Origin of the sequence: Sphingopyxis yananensis, assembly GCF_020687785.1 — a bacterium.
GTDB lineage: Bacteria > Pseudomonadota > Alphaproteobacteria > Sphingomonadales > Sphingomonadaceae > Sphingopyxis > Sphingopyxis yananensis.
In genome coordinates this window covers 962,619-979,936 of sequence record NZ_JAJEWI010000005.1, presented here as the reverse complement: position 1 = coordinate 979,936, position 17,318 = coordinate 962,619, and the positions used below count along the sequence as shown (strand labels likewise).

The window sequence follows — 17,318 nt, the reverse complement described above, 5'->3', positions numbered from 1 at the left end:
AACCAATTGGCAATATCCCGCCAGCAGAGGCTGAAGAGAAATATTTCACCATGCTGGACGAACAACTCATGGCAGCATAACTTAAACCAACTAGCCTCCGGCAAACGTGGGGCGGTTCAGTTCTTCGATCTGCTCGATCAACAGGGCTTTTGGTATGAGCGCAACGACAGTGCTAGCGCCCACATATATCCAGCGGACAACAGCCCATTATTCCAGCCGTTCCTCGACCGTGAGAACTGGCAGTGGGTGTGTGGACTGGTCCAGCAGGACGTCGCAGACGTTTACGAAGAGCTGTATTCGTACTTCGCTAAACGCCCGGAAGACCTACACCGCCTCCACTGGCGCGAATTCGAGACGCTACTATTCCGTATTTTCCAGGCTCAAGGGTTCACCTGCGAGCTAGGTCCAGGTTCAAACGACGGAGGAATAGACGTCCGTGTACTCCAGCGGGACCCACTGGGCGACATACTGACGTTGGTCCAGGCCAAGCGCTACGCCCCTAGGAACAAGATAGACATATCGGCAGTCGCGGCTCTACATGGCGTCGCCGACGTCGAATTAGCCCAGAAGAGTATGTTCGTCACCACCTCCGACTACCTTCCCTCGGCACGGAAGTTCGCCGGCCGGACCCGCATCCCCATGACGCTTGCGACCTCTGCCGATGTCAGCGACTGGTGCCGGGACGCCAGCGACGGGATCATCCGCGATAAGTCAAAGCTTATCACGCCCCATGAGGTTTCTTCGCTGCTTCAAAGCCTTACTTCTAGGGATCCCCGCATCGTCCGCGCGAGCACAGGCTACTCTGTCATCATGAACCAGTTCGCGATCATCCTTAAGGAGACGAAACACGCAGCGCTGTTGATGGCCATCCCTGCGCGAACCATCTCGCACGATGGTTACGGGCAGAGGGGTAGCGAGGTGCCCGACACCGGTCCCGCGTGCCTCGATCGTCTGGCAGCGGATACCGTATTCCGCGCGAAGCGATCCGTCCACAACGACAAGGTAAGTTACTGGGACGGCCGGAACCTGTATTCGGTATGGGATGGCGTACCCGCGCACTTCGATCTCTGCGATTAGCCAGCGCGTGACAGGTTCCGGCGCGAGCTGACGTTCATCAAGACGCACCGGAACGGCTCGATTCGGTCGGAAACCGTCACAGCGAATGTGTGTTTGGGAATGGCAGCAAACCCAATTCGGATTTCCGAAACCGCCAGTCGGGAGACGGCCCAAATTTTGACTGGCCGCAGCGCGCTCTCAATGCGGACTTTTTAGAGAAATCCAATTGTGTTTGAAAGGAGCCATTCAGGGGCAGCCTGGCCGATACCCGCTCGCACTTTAAAGCGCCCATCCGTAGCTGGGACGCCGGTAATGGCTTCTACTGCGTCGAAATGAGCTATGGGTCCCCAGCAAACGTGCGACACCCCTGCTAAATATTAGATGGCTGCTTCCATCAACTCCTCATCGTCTACCAAGTGCATGATGACCGTTTGCGAACTGAGTACCGGCGTGCCGGTCGAATAGGAGATGAGCTGCCCATCGACAAACTGGTGCTGCGTCGCGCCAGCAAACGCTTCGAGTGGCAATGGGAATTTGGCGCGCGGATTATGAAAGACCTGTAGCTCGTCGGACCAGCGTTCGCCGTTTTCTGCGCTGATCTCTTCACTAAAGGGAATTCCGACGATAGCATTGGGATCGGGGTCGAGGTGGAATCCGATGCGAAAATAGCGGTGGTCTTCTGGGGCGAAGCCGGCATCCACTCCCATTCGGTCGAATTTTGCTAATGTACCGGCATTTGAGAATACGACCGCAGATATATTTTCCGCCCCCTCTAGATCGAAGAATCCCGTCTCGACTGTTTTGGTTTTGTACGCGTGGTCATTCAGTTTCACCGATCGAGTCATGAGATTACCATCAATGAATTGCCACTCAATGCGGTGTCCGTATAGATATAACCAGAGGGCCTCTTGAGTGTATGTCATCGACCCTACAGCTCCATCGCCACCAGGTTTATGAAAGTCTGCGATCGCGAGAGTGAACGGTTTGCCGGCTCCTGGGCCTCGCTCCCAATAGCTCTCGCCGCTTGCGCTTTTTTTATTAAGTTTAGCCGTCAACGCGCTGCCGAACTTCATTGGCATATAGTCTGTGAGGAAGGCCTTCATCTCGGCTGGTGTTTTTGGATCGGGATGGTCAGCGAGTACTCCCGCCTCGGAAGGGGCGCACGTGGTAGCCTCCACAGTGAACTCGCCGCGAGGCGAGGAAACATGGAAGTCCGGTGCCTCGGGCTGTGTAACATCGTAACCCAACTCTCGGAAAACGGCCCAAAGATAAAGTTCCCAAAGCCGTTGATCGAACTGCTTGCACTGAAATTCCTTGACGAAGTGGGGATCGCTTGGCGCGAGCCAAGGGCCGAGTTCCTTAAGCACGGCACGGGCGGTCGCACGCCCGGGAGTTTCAAGCAACATCCTAAAATTAGGGTGGAGATTCTCCGGCTTAGTTCCGGGTGGAACGGCGAGAAGATCAGTGGTTTGGTTTGTTTCGTCTCCTTGTGTGCCGAGCACCACTAGATCTTCCTCCGACACGGCCTTCGCGATGCGCTCGCGTAGCGCCACGGTTGCGAAGTGCGCGGAGCGGAGGCACGCGTCGAAGCTTACAGATCGGAAGCGTCCGTTACGATCACGGGCCAATAGAGACCAATAGTAGTCGTCATCCTGCACGTCACGGGCGATGACACCAATGACGCGTTCCTCAAGGTCGGCCCAATACGCCACCTCCTCATAAAGATACGGGGCCGGTGATTTGCGGGTCCCGATGGCAAGAAGGTTGAACCGCGATTGCGAAATTGGCTTGCTGAGTTTTTCTCTCTCGAGCCTTGCCTGCCGCCTCGCCTTTGCTTCCCCCATGCTCATATCCCCCTCCAGCTTTGGGATCAGAGATAGGGGCGGGTGTAGATCGGATCAACCCATTGAAGGGACCGTCAGCGCGGGTTCGTTGCCTCAAGCGGTGGTCCGCAAGCGAATTTGTTGCGCGGTCCTTTAGCGTTTCAAGTGAGAATGGCCGGACTCTGTCAGATATGTCGACCTTCGCCGATCTAGAACCAAAAGCCGTCAGTCCGATCACGGCCCATTAGCTGCAGGACAACTATGCGCCCTCATTGCTGTCGCACCCCAACGATCAGTCGATCCTGAAAGCTGCCGTCTGCTCTGGCCATAGGCGAACGGCTTAAACTGGGACTTAGCTGCCGTTTCCGCGCAACTTGATCAGGGGCGGGGTTATCGCCAATAGCCGACATTCGGCGCCCACTAGGCGAGCACTGTAGGACGGCGGCGATCGGCCCGAAGCAGTCACCAGATGCGAGCTTTAAATGCTCAAGTGACCGGCCCAAAACCGTTACAAGTCCAACGAGAGAGGTTATTATCGGTAGGCTGCGCCACGCCTGTATCCCTCTGGGCCTTACGGAATCGTAACAGCGCCCGGGCCGACCGCGGTGATAGCCAGCACGATTGGCCGGCCGCTACCGTCGCGCCGCACGTCCGCCTGTTGGAGCATTGTAGCGGGCAATTTGGCCGGATCATCATTGATGCCGATCGGCGGCCAATTCCTTGTGATTGCGACGACTGTGTTCGTTGCCGAAACTGCGAGCTGGTCCGGCAAACCAGGTGACCGCTTTAAACCAGCCAGCCGCGTCGGGATGAACCAGGTACGCACCAGACCAACCGCTTTGCCCGCACAATCTAGACGGATGTTTTGCGCGGCACCGCTCTCACTCTTCGCTGGCCGAAGGATCAATGGGATTTTCGCGGGTGTCGTGACGACGCCGGGTGCGAAGGTCAGGGAAGCGCGGCCGGCCGTACGTTGCCGACAGTCGTTGTCGAGTACTGTCCAAGCCTCAGTTGTCCGAAGTCGGGTCGCGAGGTTATCGACATCGGCGACGGCGGCGATCGCCTGCCTGGGGGTTGTCAATATCACGCCGGGCGCGGACATCCACTTCTGGATCAAAGGTTCTGCGAGATACCATCCAATATTCACGAGCAGCAACACTGAGAATGTTAGGAAGGCGCGCAAAAGATATTCGTGCGCCATCTTGATGCAGGTGACCTTCCAGTTGATCCCTTCGCGGTTGCGCCGCGTGTGGAGCAACAGATGGCGCGCCAAGACTTGGCTCGGATGGGGGGCGCGCCAGGCCTTCTCGAAATCGGCCAGGCCGGGTTCGTGTGAGATGCCAACCCTCAATTCCTGAAAGGCCCAGTGACCGGCACTGGCGATATAGACGACGGCGAGACCAAGCAGCAGCATGTTGAGCCAGATCGGCGCGCTGCCGGCTTTCTTCTCCCACAGCGCGCTCACCAACGTTAGGACCAGCGGGATCAACGCGGCAACGAGTGGGAGGTAGGTCGCCGCCTTCTGGTCGGTACCGCGGCGGCGTTCCGCCTCGCTGTCGGCAAGGCGGCGTGCCTCCTCCAGCGCGGCGCTGCCATCCTTACTGAAGTCGAGCGCATTAATCCGCGCCTCATCTTGTGTCAGGCTATCACTGAGTGCCTTCTTTTGCTCTGGCGTCAGCTTTTCGAGCCACGGCCAGAAGATTTGGCCCATCGGAGAGAGCCAGGTTGCGAGCCGGCGCCGCGCCCCCGTAGCCCACACCGTGATCGCCGCTTTCATTCCGCTATCGCCTCGAGTTCGTCGACGATGGCGGATGCGAGAGGTAGACCTGTGCGACGTTCGATCCATGCCCATTGGCCGTTGGGATTGATTTCAAGAAACCAGTAGCGGCCATTTTGGTCAGCGATCAGGTCGATCGCCCCATAGCGCAGATTGAGCTTTTGGGTCAGCGCTAGGCATTTATCGATAATGTTGGAGGGAAGCTCGATCGCTTCGTGACGAAGGTCGAGCCGCGTACCAGATCGCCAGTCGATTTCGGTTTCGTCATGGTCCTGAGAGTGGATCGCCACGGCAAACACGCGATCACCGATCACTGTCGCGCGCACGTCATAGGCTTTGCGTACCTCGCGCTGATAGATGACCGGCGCGAGCGAAACTGCCGTGTTATCCATCGGCGTAAGCGGATCGAGTCGGGCGGTGAACAGTACTTCGCCGGCATCGCCGCGTTCGACTAGCGAATGCCGGAGCGGCTTACCAATCGCGCCGCCCCTAGCAACGAATGCGCTCGCTGCCGCGAAATCGTTCGAGATCAAGGTCTCGGGGACATCGAATCCCAACGCCGACGCCATCGCTAGCTGCCGCGGCTTGTCCTCAGCGCGCAATATCGCGAACGGCGAGTTTAGCCACCGCCCCTCCAGTTCATTCCAAAGCGCCTTGGTAACCGCCGACCACTCGTCGGCGAGATACTTGGCTGTCGCCTCGTCCCTCGCTTCCGTTGGCTCGGGTGCACCGGGGCGGCGATAATAAGCGGCGGTGACGTTTACGAGCCGCAGGTCGACGTCGGACGTTTGGATTGCCCAGCCGCCGCCAGCGCGCGGGTCGAACCGGACGCTGGCTCGGGGTAGATCCTCGGTGTTCAAGCGATAAAAGGCGCGCCCACGTCGACGCAACTCCACCACGATGAAGTCGGTCGTTAGGTCACGTTTATTGGTGACGAGAAGGATCACGGCCCAGACGATCCGATCAATTGATCATCGAGAGGTCGTCATCGTCTCCCTCGACATTGGCAAAGGTCTTAGTTTGCAGCTCGAGCAGCATGGCCGGGAAATCGTCATCGACGCCCTCTTGGTTGTTGAACGATCGAGTCTCGAGTTCGAGCATGGCGCCCGTGCTCATCTGGTCATCGCTTTCCTGCTGGACATCGGTCTTGGTCGCGAGCTCAGCAAGAGTACCAAGACGGCGGCGCGGTGCCAGCGTTTCATCTCGGGTCAGATCGTCATCCGCGCTTTCCTGCCGAACCTTGGTCAGCGTGCTGGTATCGAGCAGCGCGTCGAAACTTCTGAGATCGGTCGACGCATCTTGGTCGTCGACTTCCATCTTTACGGCGGTCAGGGTCGTCTCCGCAAATGCGATGGCGGCGAGTCCGACCATGCCAGAGTAATCCTGATCCTCGGCTTCTTGGCGAACACGGGTCGAAGTGTTGGTTTCGATGAGGGTGGAGGCCGCCGCTTGCACGACGGGCACAATCCCAGCGCTGGTTTCGATCACCCATAGTTGGGTGCTGGGATCGTAATAGCCAGGAAGATCCGCCGACGATGTGCGCGGCGTCGCATGTCGGAAAAGCAGGGGAGCGGCATGGGCTGCTTCGTTCGTCTCGGATCGCACTGTCAATTCCCCCTGTTCGCACAGCTGTCGTGCTTTGTATACTCTATGTTTACGATCGGATGCGCTCAAGTTAAAACTGTAGCGCTACACGATTGGATGCGCCGTGTTCGCATGCAGCGCCTTGGCCGAACAACAGCTTCCTGGGTCGGCCGCGAACACGACGCACGACCGACACAAGGGCGCATTGCCGACCCTCCGATTTACGCAGGCTGACCGGCAGCTTTCGGCGTGAGCCGACATGCCGAGCCTGGATCGGAACGGCGTATTTGGGTTGAAAGCAGCCTTTTCAGGCAGCGTTTGGGGAAATAGCCGCTAGTCGCGGTCTGGTTCCAAAAGCTCCCATTCGGCTGACGGCCCATTTGCATCCGTTTCAACATCCCTTATCGCCGTCCTCGCGTACGGCGCCAACCATGCTCAGCCCTAACGATCATATTGGTTGGCTGATTATATACGCCCCCTCGCCCGACGGCCGGAGCCGGCATTTCTTCGGCTGGCCTCCCGTCGCTTTCGCGTAGCTCATCAAGATAGTCAGACCACCACTGCGCCATTGCAACGCGTTCTTCCCAATGCGCGCCCCGGTGATAAGCCGCGCGCACTTTGTTATTATCTCCGTGCGCTAGCGCGCGTTCAATCGCATCATATGACCATTTTCCAGATTCATTCAGTAGCGTGCTCGCCATCGCTCTAAATCCGTGAGCAGTCATTTCACTGCTCGCGTAACCCATCCGCCTAAGCGCGGCATTGAGCGTGTTGTCTGACATTGGTCGCTTCCTCGACCACAGAGAGGGAAAAATATAGCTCCACGGCTTTGTTATCTCCCGGATCTGCTCAATGAGCGCCACCGATTGGCGTGAGAGGGGCACATGATGCGGCTTACGCATCTTCGTTTTTTCCGCCGGTATAGTCCAAACGCACGCTTCCAGATCAAACTCTTCCCACTGCGCGCTACGCAATTCGCCTGGCCGGACGAACACATGAGGCGCAAGTTTCAGTGCCCAATCCGTCATCCCTTGGCTTTTATAATTATCTATGGCCCGCAAAAGCGGACCAACCTGCTTGACGTCAGTTACGGCACCATAATGCGTAACCGTTGGATTTATCAAAGCTCCCCGCAGGTCACGGGTTGGATCCGACTTCAATCGGGCCGTAGCTACGGCATAGCGGAAGACCGCACCCGCTAGTTGCATCGTACGGCGCGAGCTTTCCAATGTCCCTCTTGCCTCAATCTTTCGGACTGCAGCGAGGACATCAATGGGTTCAATTTCCTCAATTGCCATTGGGCCAATTGAATTATCTAACAGGCTGAGAAGATACTCACATCTTTTGGCCGTCGAGGGCGCCCACGCTTTGTCGCCATCACGCCGGCGCTTGTTGCAATATTCCCGAGACAATTCAGAAAAACTATTTACAGCTGCAACGCTAGCGCGGAGCCGATTACGACGCTTCTCGAATGATGGATCTATACCCTTTGTGATCTGAGCACGCGCCTCGTCCCGAAGATCACGAGCATCGCGAAGGGATACTCGCGGATATTCGCCGAAGCTTAATTTCTTCTCGCGCCCCTCGAATCTGTATTTCATTTTCCAGTGCTTGCCGCCCGAAGGCATGACCTGAATATAAAGGCCGCCACTATCGGCCATCTTATATGACTTTTCTCGCGCCTGCGCGTGACGAATGGTAGAATCTGTCAGTGCCATCTCGGTTCTTCCTTTCGAAGCCTCAAAACAGCAAATTGGCAGATCAGATCGCCCCTCAAGAGGCCCCTACTTTGGAGAATGGCCTTGAGATGCAGTGAAATGCCATGAGGCAACAAATGGCAGAATACCGCCATTTTTTGAGATTTGTAAAGTTGGTGAGATGGCCTGAAACAGGTTTCTGGAGCGGGTAGCGGGAATCGAACCCGCCTAGCTAGCTTGGAAGGCTAGAGCATTACCACTATGCTATACCCGCTGCGCCAAGGTGACCGCGATTGCCATTTCGCTGCCGTGCCGTCAAGTCTGCTGTGCAGGATTTTTCCACTGCGATTGAGAACATTTCAGCAACATGATATAGAAAAGCTGTGACGGCTGCAGAAAATCCCGACGACGCCCCTGATGCTTGGGCAGACCATAGCGATGATGATGATTTTGCGCCCTTTATCCGCAAGATCATTCATGTCGACATGGACGCTTTTTTTGCATCAGTCGAGCAGCGTGACGATCCTGAGCTGCGCGGCAAATCGGTTGCGGTTGGTGGCGGCGGAAAACGCGGCGTCGTGGCGGCGGCTTCCTATGAAGCGCGCAAATTTGGGGTGCGTTCGGCCATGTCCGGCACATTGGCCCGCCAAAAATGCCCCGACCTCATTTTCGTACCACCGCGTTTTGACGCTTATCGGGCCATTTCACATCAGATTCGGGCAATTTTTCAAGAATATGCCGATGAGGTAGAACCTTTGTCGCTAGACGAAGCCTATTTGGATGTCAGCCGCGACAAAATGGGCATTGGCAGCGCTACCGCCACGGCTCGCATCATTCGGCGGCGCATATTTGATGAAACGGGGCTGACTGCATCTGCTGGCGTCAGCTATAATAAATTCATCGCCAAACTGGCCTCGGACCAAAATAAACCAGATGGCCTCACCACCATCCCCCCGGGACGCGGGGCCGCTTTTGTTCAGGCGCTGCCCCTACGCCGTTTTCATGGTATCGGCCCCGTTACCGCGCGCAAGATGGAAGATTTGGGCTTGTTGGTGGGTGCGGATTTGGCCGCAAAACCCATCGAATGGCTGGTCCAACATTTCGGGAATAGCGCCGACTGGTTATTTCATTTGGCGCGCGGCATTGACCATCGGCGCGTCAAATCCGATCGCCCGATGAAATCATTGGGCGGCGAACGCACTTTTCCGCACGACCTGCATCATGACGCATCCATTCGCGAAGCCTTGGAACATGTCTGCGACATCGTGTGGAAACGCGCCGAAAAAGCAGGGGCTAAGGGCCGCACCATAAGCTTGAAAATGCGCTATGGTGACTTCCAAACCATTACGCGTGCCAAAACCCTTGCGTCACCCATAGCAGACGGACCCAGTCTGCTGGCTGTGGGGATGGAGATATTGGACCCGCTATTGCCCGTGGAACGCGGCATTCGCCTGATTGGCATCACCCTCAGCAAATTTGATGATGGGGCAAAGCACCGCACAAAAAAAGAGGAGGAAGCCGACCGGCTCCCCCCTCCCCGTGATTTGTTCAGCTTGTTGTGATGATCAGTTTGCCGGAGCAAATTTCCGTTCTTTGGTGGCGGTAAAGCGAATATCCGGGTTGCGCTGCATCACATAATTCACTTCCCAAGCGTCCTTGGCCATGAACACCGGTGCGCCATCGCGGTCCAAGGCGGACGCGCCCCGATTATCCGATTGAAACTGTTTCAGCTTTGCCGGATCATCACATGCAATCCAACGCGCCGTATCCCATGGCGATGCTTCCAGCCGCGCATCCACCTTATATTCCGCCTCTAACCGGCTGATCAGCACTTCCAACTGCAACTGCCCGACCACACCGACAATCATATTGCTGCCGATTTCGGGATAGAAGACCTGAATAATCCCTTCTTCGGCCATATCATCCAACGCCTTGCGCAATTGTTTGGTTTTGGTGGGGTCCACCAACGCCACGCGGCGCAGCAATTCAGGCGCGAAATTCGGCAAGCCAGTGATCGTAATGTCTGTGCGTTCCGACAAAGTATCGCCCACACGCAACGTGCCATGGTTGGGAATGCCGATGATATCGCCGGGCCATGCTTCTTCGGCCATTTCGCGATCCTGCGCCAAAAACAGCATCGGGCGGCTGATCGCAATGGCTTTACCCGTCCCCACTTGGGTCAAGCGCATACCGCGTTCAAACTTGCCCGAACACATACGCATAAAGGCAATACGGTCGCGGTGCGCGGGGTTCATATTGGCCTGAACCTTAAACACAAATCCCGTCACCACCTTGTCATCTGGGTCAATGGGCGCAGGTTCTGCTGGCTGCTTCCCTGGCCCTGGGGCATGGCTTGCCAAGCCAGCCAACAAATCCATCACGCCAAATTCCTTCAGCGCGGAACCAAAAAATACGGGGGTCAAATCACCGTTCAAATAGGCATCAACATCAAAATCGCCATAAGCGGCCGCCAAATCCGTTTCTTCGCGCAATTGCGCCAGCGCCCGCTCGCTCAAAGTCTCGGCCATTTTCGGGTCATCCAAGCCCGACATCGTAACACGATCCCCTTCATAGCTGTGCTGGGGATTGTCGCCTGGGATCATCAGCGCCGGATCGACCAGATCATATATGCCTTCGAACAAGCCGCCCATGCCGACGGGCCAATTCATGGGGCACACATCCAATGCCAACCGATTGGCCACATCGTCCAGCAATTCAAACGCCGCCTGACCTTCACGGTCCACCTTGTTAATGAAGGTGATGATCGGCACGTTGCGCAGGCGACAAACCTCGAACAATTTCAGCGTTTGCGGCTCGATCCCTTTGGCGGCGTCAATCACCATCACCGCGCTGTCGACGGCGGTTAGGGTGCGATATGTGTCTTCACTAAAATCTTCGTGTCCGGGGGTGTCCAGCAGGTTGAACACCAAATTCGCATATTCAAATGTCATCACCGATGACGTGACCGAAATGCCGCGCTGCTGCTCAATCTTCATCCAGTCGGAACGGGCGCGCCGCGCTTGGCCGCGCGCCTTGACCTCACCCGCCATGTGAATGGCGCCGCCAGCCACCAGCAATTTTTCCGTCAGCGTGGTTTTACCAGCGTCAGGGTGGGCAATAATGGCAAAGGTGCGGCGATCAGGACGGTTCATGGACATGGCGCGGGCGGTTAGCATTAAGCAGCCGTCGTGGAAAGGCTTTGGCGCTCATCTCCATCAGATTATAGCGCGACAGCAATGCGTAGCGCTTTTTATCCGACATCATGGTTGACGCTTGCACTGTACCGCCGAATGCGTCACAGTTTACGTAAACGTAAAGCATGACCAGAGAGTGAGAGGGAAATTACACACATGACTGACCTGCCCAGCTTTGCCAGCATCAAGTTGGAATGCACCAACAATGTGGCGCGCATCACCTTGAATCGACCAGAGCGTTTGAACAGCATGGCCCCAGATATGGCCGATGACATTCGTGCGGCCTTGGACTGGCTGCCCGCGCTGGGCGCGCGCGCGCTGCTGATTACGGGCGAAGGCCGTGGTTTTTGCTCTGGTGCCGATTTATCGGGCGATCGTAGCGGCGGCGGCTCCGCTGTCGGCGGCGGTTCCAACAGCCGCAAAGCCTTGCGTAACCATTACAACCCCATGTTGCTGGCACTGGCCGCTTTGGACATTCCCGTGGTGACGGCTGTCAACGGCCCTGCGGCGGGTGTCGGATGCAGCTTCGCTTTGGCCGGCGATTTCACCGTGGCTGGTAAAAGCTCTTATTTCCTGCAAGCCTTTGTCAACATCGGCTTGGTTCCCGATGGCGGTTCGTCGTGGATTTTGCCGCGCCTGATCGGCCTGCCCCGCGCCACACAAATGATGATGCTGGGCGAAAAAATTTCGGCGGACCAAGCCGAACAATGGGGTCTGATTTACAAGTCCGTCGACGACGCGGCTTTGCTGGACGAAGCCCAAGCCTTGGCCGAACGTCTGGCCAACGGTCCGACTGTCGCTTTGGGCACGATGCGCAAAGTCCTGCGGGATGGCTTGTCGCAAAGCTATGCCCAGACATTGGATGCCGAAGCACAAGGCCAATTCACCGCCGGCAACAGCGCCGACGCGGTGGAAGGCATCATGGCCTTCATGCAAAAACGCAAAACAGCCTTTACCGGCAAATAAGATCGCAAAATTCGCCTGATCAAGGCAACTTACGCGGCTGTCATGTGTATGCCTTATGTCAAAGCTAGGACGATTGGCATATCCCTTGACCACTGCCCCAGACGCTGTTGCGGCTGGGGCATTTTTTTGCACACCGTCTTGTTCATATGCCGTGTCTATTTGCCCCAGCATTTGCGCAGCCCCAATCCGCATGGATTTTTGCTCGACAGATGCGCGCCGCCGCCATCACAGCATGTCAGCTATTAGGCGCAGAACCCTAAGCGAAATGGACGCTAGGCGGCATGCTTGTCGTCCAAGACCTTTTTATAAATGCTGTTACGGGGACGATTACACACGCGCTCGACCATCGGCGCAAAAAATTCCACCGGCAAACTGTCATATTCTGGGTCGAAGGCTGGCGAATCATATTCAGAACAGAAAAATTGACAGGCCTCGGCATAAGGGTGATCAGCAAATTGATCCCGCATATCGCGGTCCAGCCCCAGATAATGAAAGAAATAATGCCCCTGAAAAATCCCGTGATGCTGCACAATCCACAGATTCTCATCGGATAAAAACGGCTTCAATATCGCGGCTGCAACGTCGGGATGATTAAACGCCCCCAAAGTGTCGCCAATGTCGTGCAGCAACGCCATCACCACATATTCTTCGTCGCGCCCATCCCGATACGCCCGAGTCGCGGTTTGCAAACAATGCGTCAACCGATCGACGGGAAAGCCACCATAGTCGCCAGCCAGCAAATTCAGATGCTGCAAGATGCGGGCCGCATTGCCGCCCGAAAATTCCTTTTGTTCGGCGGCAATAATATCCCAATCTTGCTGAGTCGATTCGCTCATGGCGCGAAAAGTGGCGCGTGGCGCATGAATTACGCCGTTATCCAGCCTCTCCATCTCCGGTCTCCCATGTCATTTTTCGCCAGCCTATGCCGATTCGCCCCGCCTGCCAAGCTTTGGGACCCCGTCCATTCTGTGCCCAGAAAGCCTCAGCGGGCGGCAGATGATATTATCTCTGCCTGAATGGTTGAATTGACCGCCATTTTGGCACACTAGTCTCCCCATGCTTTCGCAAAAGACCCGTTATACCATTCGTGCGTTTCAGCACCTTGCCGACCATTGGGGCAAAGGACAGGTTCAACTGGCCGACATTGCTGATGCGCAAAATATCCCGCCCAAATTTCTAACGGTGATTTTGTCGGAAATGTCCCGCGAAGGCTTGCTCATTTCCCAGCGGGGCCGTGACGGCGGCTATCAACTCGCCCTGCCGCCTGTGGACATCAGCTATGGCGACTTGGTGCGCCTAACACGTGGGTCGCTGGCCTTGGTGCCCTGCGCGGCCCGTAACGCCTATGAAAGCTGCAAAAACTGTCTGCCCGAGGCGGAGTGCCGGATGCGCAGCGTGATGCTCAAGGTTCGGGACGATACCGCCGCCATTTTGGACGGCATCAGTCTGGCCGATGCCATTGATATGCAGCCCTTATTCCCCGCGACGGACGACGAGCCAACATCCTAACCACCGTGGTTCAGGCGGGCGACGAATGGCATGCCATCCCATTATGTCCATCCGTGAACCCACGCAAAAAAGCGGCCCATTCTTCGGACACTGCGCGCATCGGGACCGCTATGCGATATGATCAATTTTATTATGAGTGATGGGTGAAATGGTGGAGCCTAGCGGGATCGAACCGCTGACCTCTACAATGCCATTGTAGCGCTCTCCCAGCTGAGCTAAGGCCCCATGCCATTTTCAAGCGGACCGCACTGGGTTACTGCGTCCGTGGGGCTGCAATTAGCAGGCTATTTCTTTGATGCAAGAGGGGTTTACAGAGTTTTTGAATTTTTTTTCAATTTTGCCAAATTGCGATCGAAAATCCATTCAAACGCGGCCCACCAGAACCTCCATCCCATGGAAGCCAGCGCACTTCCCCTCATCGCGCCGCTGCGGGCCGTGTGGCCCTCCGCGCCGCTAATCCAGCAAGCATGGCGAGCCTATGTTACTTTTGCACCACCGCCTGTTTCGGCCAACTCACGGAACTCCTTTTGTCCGCACCCGTTACCCAGCACATCCCCATATGATTGGAGCCTATCTTGATCAATCCAGCCGACATCAGCAAAAACACCACCGCGACTGGCGGCAGCTTCACATACAACAAACATGGCGACACAGCGACGCTGGCTTGGTCCACCACCTCGCCCACTTTGGTGATCGCCTCCTCAACCTCCGTCCCCGATTCCATGCGCGGCCTTGGCGTGGGCCAAGCCTTGCTCGCCACCTTCATCGCCGATGCCAAAGAAAATGGTTATAAAATCATTCCGCTCTGCCCCTTCGTCAAGGCGCGCGGACCACGGCACCCCGATTGGGCGGACGTTGTTTCTGCATAACGCAACGGCGGACACAGGAATTGATGCAAACTCGCACCTTGCAGGGCTTGCATCAATTTGCCGCGACCAGATTCACGCACAAAAAATCCCGCAGACCAAGCAAGGCGGCGGGTGGTTATCCATCAGAAAATCATAGAAAATGTGAAATGGTGGAGCCTAGCGGGATCGAACCGCTGACCTCTACAATGCCATTGTAGCGCTCTCCCAGCTGAGCTAAGGCCCCATGCCATTTTCAAGCCAATCACACTGGGTTGTTGTGATCGGGACGCCGCATTTAACAGGCTGGCTTGTTGATGCAAGGGCCAAACGCAACTTTCTGCATTTTTTGGCCCTTGCCCATCATCATTTGCAAAAACAGCGCTGAAGAATCAGCTTTCAATTTCCACATCATCGTCGCCGGTCGCAACGCCCAAATCGTCGTCGCCGCCCAGATCAACGTCATTGTCTGGCGAATCGCTGTCTTCATCGACATCGACGTCCAGATCCAAATCATCATCCGCTTCGCTATCTGCGGCTTCCTTGCCGACCTTCACAACCTGCTCAAATGGCATGGGTTGCTTGGACTTCAGCACCGATTCCGGTATCCATGCATAGCCGCAGCTGATGCAGCTAACCGGATCTTCCTTCGTCAGATCGTAAAAGCGTGTCGCACATTTCGGGCAGCTACGCTTTGTGCCCCATTCAGCCTTAACCATAACAGCCTCGTTTTTCCGAAAAGTCGGGTGAAAATTCATCACGAGAAGAACGGCAGCAGAACGCTGTCCGTTAAATCGGCGTGCGCCTTGCCAGATTGTCGAGCCGCTGTCAAAAGCCGCTCGTCATGATCGAACATCCTATTTCCCCTCGCCGCTTCTCCACCTCATCTTCCCTGAAAGGTAAGATCACCATTCCGGGTGACAAGAGCATATCGCATCGTTCGCTGATGTTAAGTGCTCTTTCGGTCGGCGAAAGCCGAGTCACCGGCCTGCTCGAAGGCCATGACGTTCTGGCAACCGCCGACGCTATGCGGGCGATGGGGGCGCAGATCACCCGCCAAGACAATGGCGAATGGGTCATTCACGGTGTGGGCGTGGGCAGCTTGCTCCAACCCCAACATGCGTTGGAAATGGGCAATAGCGGCACGTCCACCCGCCTGTTGATGGGCTTGGTGGCGACGCACCCGATTCATGTGACCTTCACGGGCGATGCCAGCCTGTCGAGCCGCCCAATGGGCCGCGTTATGGACCCACTGGCCCAAATGGGCACCGAATTTTCCGCCAGCCCTGGCGGCCGCTTGCCATTGATGGTGCGCGGCATCGCCCCTGCTGTGCCGCTATCCTATCGCCTGCCCATGGCCTCGGCTCAGGTGAAAAGCGCGATTCTGTTGGCGGGCCTCAACACCCCCGGCATCACCGAAATTATCGAACCCATCCCCACCCGCGACCATAGCGAACGCATGTTGCGTGGCTTTGGCGCTGATTTGACGGTCGATCTGGACAGCGACGGCAGCCGCATCATCCGCCTGCGCGGCGAAGCAGAGCTGCAACCCCAAAATATCATCGTGCCGGGCGACCCGTCGTCCGCCGCTTTCTTCATCGTCGCGGCGCTGATCGTGCCAGACAGCGATGTCATCATCACCAATGTCGGCCTGAACGAAACACGCGCCGGCATTGTGACCGTGCTGCGCCAAATGGGCGGCCATATCGAAGAATTAAACCCCCGCGAAGTCGGCGGCGAACCGGTGGCTGATCTGCACATCAAGCACAGCATTTTGACCGGCATTGACGTGGACCCCGCGCTGGCCCCCAGCATGATCGACGAATTCCCCGTCCTGTTCATCGCCGCCGCCATGGCCCAAGGCACGACCAACACCACCGGCCTTGATGAATTGCGCGTCAAGGAAAGCGACCGCATCGCGGTGATGGCAACCGGCCTTGCAGCCATTGGCGTTACGGTGCGCGAAAGCGAAGATGGGCTTAGCATCGACGGCAGCGGCGGCGAATTGCTGGCGGGTGGCGGCACCATCGCAGGCCATCTGGACCACCGCATCTGCATGAGCTTTGCGATCGCTGGGCTGGTATCCCGTCAAGCGGTCACCATCGACGATATGACGCCGGTTGGAACCAGCTTCCCCAATTTCGAAATATTATTGTCGGGCCTTCAACAATGACGCCAGCGGGCGCACATCCTGCTGGCCCGATCATTGCCGTTGATGGTCCCACCGCATCGGGCAAAGGAACCATCGCACGGCAATTGGCGGCGCATTTCGGCCTGCCCTATTTGGACACGGGCTTGCTGTACCGCGCCGTGGGGTATCAGCTTGCCCAAAATGGCGGCGATGCCAGCCGTGCCGACGACGCCTTGGCCGCCTGTCGATTTGATGACGCCTTGCTGGCCCATCCCGACCTTAGGCTGGAAAGCACCGGTGCATTGGCCAGTCAGATCTCCGCCCACCCGCAAGTTCGCGCGGCCTTGCTGGCCAGACAGGTTGATTTCGCCAACCAAGTGGGCGGCGCGGTGCTGGATGGCCGCGACATAGGCACGGTGATCGCGCCCCATGCCGATGCCAAATTATTCGTCACGGCGCGCCCCGACGTGCGCGCCCAGCGCCGATATAGCGAAATGACCCAGCGCGGCGTCCCCGTTCGCTATGAAGAGATATTGGCCGACATCCGCGCCCGCGACGCGCGCGACACCGGCCGCAAAGACGCCCCGCTTTGCCAAGCGCCGGACGCCATGCTGCTGGACAATAGCGATATGTCGCGGGAACAAGCGCTGGCCGCTGCCATCGCCTTTGTCACCAGCAAATTGCACAGCGCCTAAGGGGCACAGCGAAGCCCCGCTTTGGCCAAGAGACTAGCAAG

The 17,318-nt window shown here is 57.0% G+C and carries 15 protein-coding genes and 3 tRNA genes; 7 read left to right on the top strand and 11 right to left on the bottom strand.

Annotation, left to right across the window (positions count from 1 at the left end):
- Positions 1–246: 246 nt before the first annotated feature.
- Entirely contained in the window at positions 247–1,077 is an 831-nt protein-coding gene (locus LKO31_RS07170; RefSeq protein ID WP_227689616.1) for a restriction endonuclease, read from the top strand.
- A 356-nt stretch (positions 1,078–1,433) separates the two neighbouring features.
- Here LKO31_RS07170 and LKO31_RS07165 read toward each other — a convergent pair whose 3' ends face one another.
- From LKO31_RS07165 to LKO31_RS07140, 6 genes are all read right to left on the bottom strand, one after another.
- Entirely contained in the window at positions 1,434–2,906 is a 1,473-nt protein-coding gene (locus tag LKO31_RS07165; protein ID WP_227689544.1) for a hypothetical protein, read from the bottom strand.
- A gap of 544 nt (positions 2,907–3,450) precedes the next feature.
- Entirely contained in the window at positions 3,451–4,656 is a 1,206-nt protein-coding gene (locus LKO31_RS07160; protein ID WP_227689543.1) for a hypothetical protein, read from the bottom strand.
- The gene (locus LKO31_RS07155) at positions 4,653–5,603 is read right to left on the bottom strand and encodes an MvdC/MvdD family ATP grasp protein (protein WP_227689542.1); all 951 of its coding nucleotides are present in this window, start codon (positions 5,601–5,603) and stop codon (positions 4,653–4,655) included. Before LKO31_RS07155 ends, LKO31_RS07160 begins: the two co-directional genes overlap by 4 nt.
- A gap of 16 nt (positions 5,604–5,619) precedes the next feature.
- Complete coding sequence (locus tag LKO31_RS07150; RefSeq protein ID WP_227689541.1) at positions 5,620–6,261, bottom strand: hypothetical protein; 642 nt, start codon at positions 6,259–6,261, stop codon at positions 5,620–5,622.
- A gap of 380 nt (positions 6,262–6,641) precedes the next feature.
- Complete coding sequence (locus LKO31_RS07145; protein ID WP_227689540.1) at positions 6,642–7,958, bottom strand: tyrosine-type recombinase/integrase; 1,317 nt, start codon at positions 7,956–7,958, stop codon at positions 6,642–6,644.
- A gap of 179 nt (positions 7,959–8,137) precedes the next feature.
- Positions 8,138–8,211, bottom strand: a tRNA-Gly gene (locus tag LKO31_RS07140).
- A gap of 109 nt (positions 8,212–8,320) precedes the next feature.
- Between LKO31_RS07140 and dinB the strand changes: the two genes are divergently transcribed.
- The gene (gene dinB / locus LKO31_RS07135) at positions 8,321–9,499 is read left to right on the top strand and encodes a DNA polymerase IV (protein ID WP_227689539.1); all 1,179 of its coding nucleotides are present in this window, start codon (positions 8,321–8,323) and stop codon (positions 9,497–9,499) included.
- A 3-nt stretch (positions 9,500–9,502) separates the two neighbouring features.
- Here the strand turns inward: dinB and LKO31_RS07130 are convergent, their stop codons facing one another.
- Positions 9,503–11,089: a peptide chain release factor 3 gene (locus LKO31_RS07130; RefSeq protein WP_227689538.1), complete on the bottom strand. Its 1,587-nt coding sequence runs from the start codon at positions 11,087–11,089 to the stop codon at positions 9,503–9,505.
- Between the two features lie 198 nt (positions 11,090–11,287).
- On the opposite strand from LKO31_RS07130, the gene LKO31_RS07125 reads away from it, so the two are divergent.
- A complete protein-coding gene (locus LKO31_RS07125; RefSeq protein WP_227689537.1) occupies positions 11,288–12,097 on the top strand; it encodes an enoyl-CoA hydratase-related protein in 810 nt (269 codons plus the stop codon).
- A 272-nt stretch (positions 12,098–12,369) separates the two neighbouring features.
- On the opposite strand, the gene LKO31_RS07120 is transcribed toward LKO31_RS07125, so the two are convergent.
- Complete coding sequence (locus LKO31_RS07120; protein ID WP_227689536.1) at positions 12,370–12,987, bottom strand: HD domain-containing protein; 618 nt, start codon at positions 12,985–12,987, stop codon at positions 12,370–12,372.
- A gap of 166 nt (positions 12,988–13,153) precedes the next feature.
- Here LKO31_RS07120 and LKO31_RS07115 point away from each other — a divergent pair, with 166 nt between their 5' ends.
- A complete protein-coding gene (locus tag LKO31_RS07115; protein ID WP_227689535.1) occupies positions 13,154–13,606 on the top strand; it encodes an RrF2 family transcriptional regulator in 453 nt (150 codons plus the stop codon).
- Between the two features lie 149 nt (positions 13,607–13,755).
- Here LKO31_RS07115 and LKO31_RS07110 read toward each other — a convergent pair.
- Positions 13,756–13,831, bottom strand: a tRNA-Ala gene (locus LKO31_RS07110).
- A gap of 350 nt (positions 13,832–14,181) precedes the next feature.
- Here LKO31_RS07110 and LKO31_RS07105 point away from each other — a divergent pair.
- A complete protein-coding gene (locus LKO31_RS07105) occupies positions 14,182–14,475 on the top strand; it encodes a GNAT family N-acetyltransferase (protein WP_227689534.1) in 294 nt (97 codons plus the stop codon).
- 147 nt (positions 14,476–14,622) lie between these two features.
- On the opposite strand, the gene LKO31_RS07100 is transcribed toward LKO31_RS07105, so the two are convergent.
- Together LKO31_RS07100 and LKO31_RS07095 are read right to left on the bottom strand one after the other, a co-directional pair.
- A tRNA-Ala gene (locus LKO31_RS07100) sits at positions 14,623–14,698 on the bottom strand.
- 145 nt (positions 14,699–14,843) lie between these two features.
- Positions 14,844–15,170, bottom strand: coding sequence for a TIGR02300 family protein (locus LKO31_RS07095; protein WP_227689533.1), 327 nt, complete (start codon positions 15,168–15,170; stop codon positions 14,844–14,846).
- A gap of 125 nt (positions 15,171–15,295) precedes the next feature.
- On the opposite strand from LKO31_RS07095, the gene aroA reads away from it, so the two are divergent.
- Positions 15,296–16,624 (top strand): 3-phosphoshikimate 1-carboxyvinyltransferase, encoded by a 1,329-nt coding sequence (gene aroA / locus LKO31_RS07090; RefSeq protein WP_227689532.1) that lies wholly within the window; start codon positions 15,296–15,298, stop codon positions 16,622–16,624.
- Entirely contained in the window at positions 16,621–17,277 is a 657-nt protein-coding gene (gene cmk, locus LKO31_RS07085; protein WP_227689531.1) for a (d)CMP kinase, read from the top strand. Before aroA ends, cmk begins: the two co-directional genes overlap by 4 nt.
- Positions 17,278–17,318 lie beyond the last annotated feature (41 nt).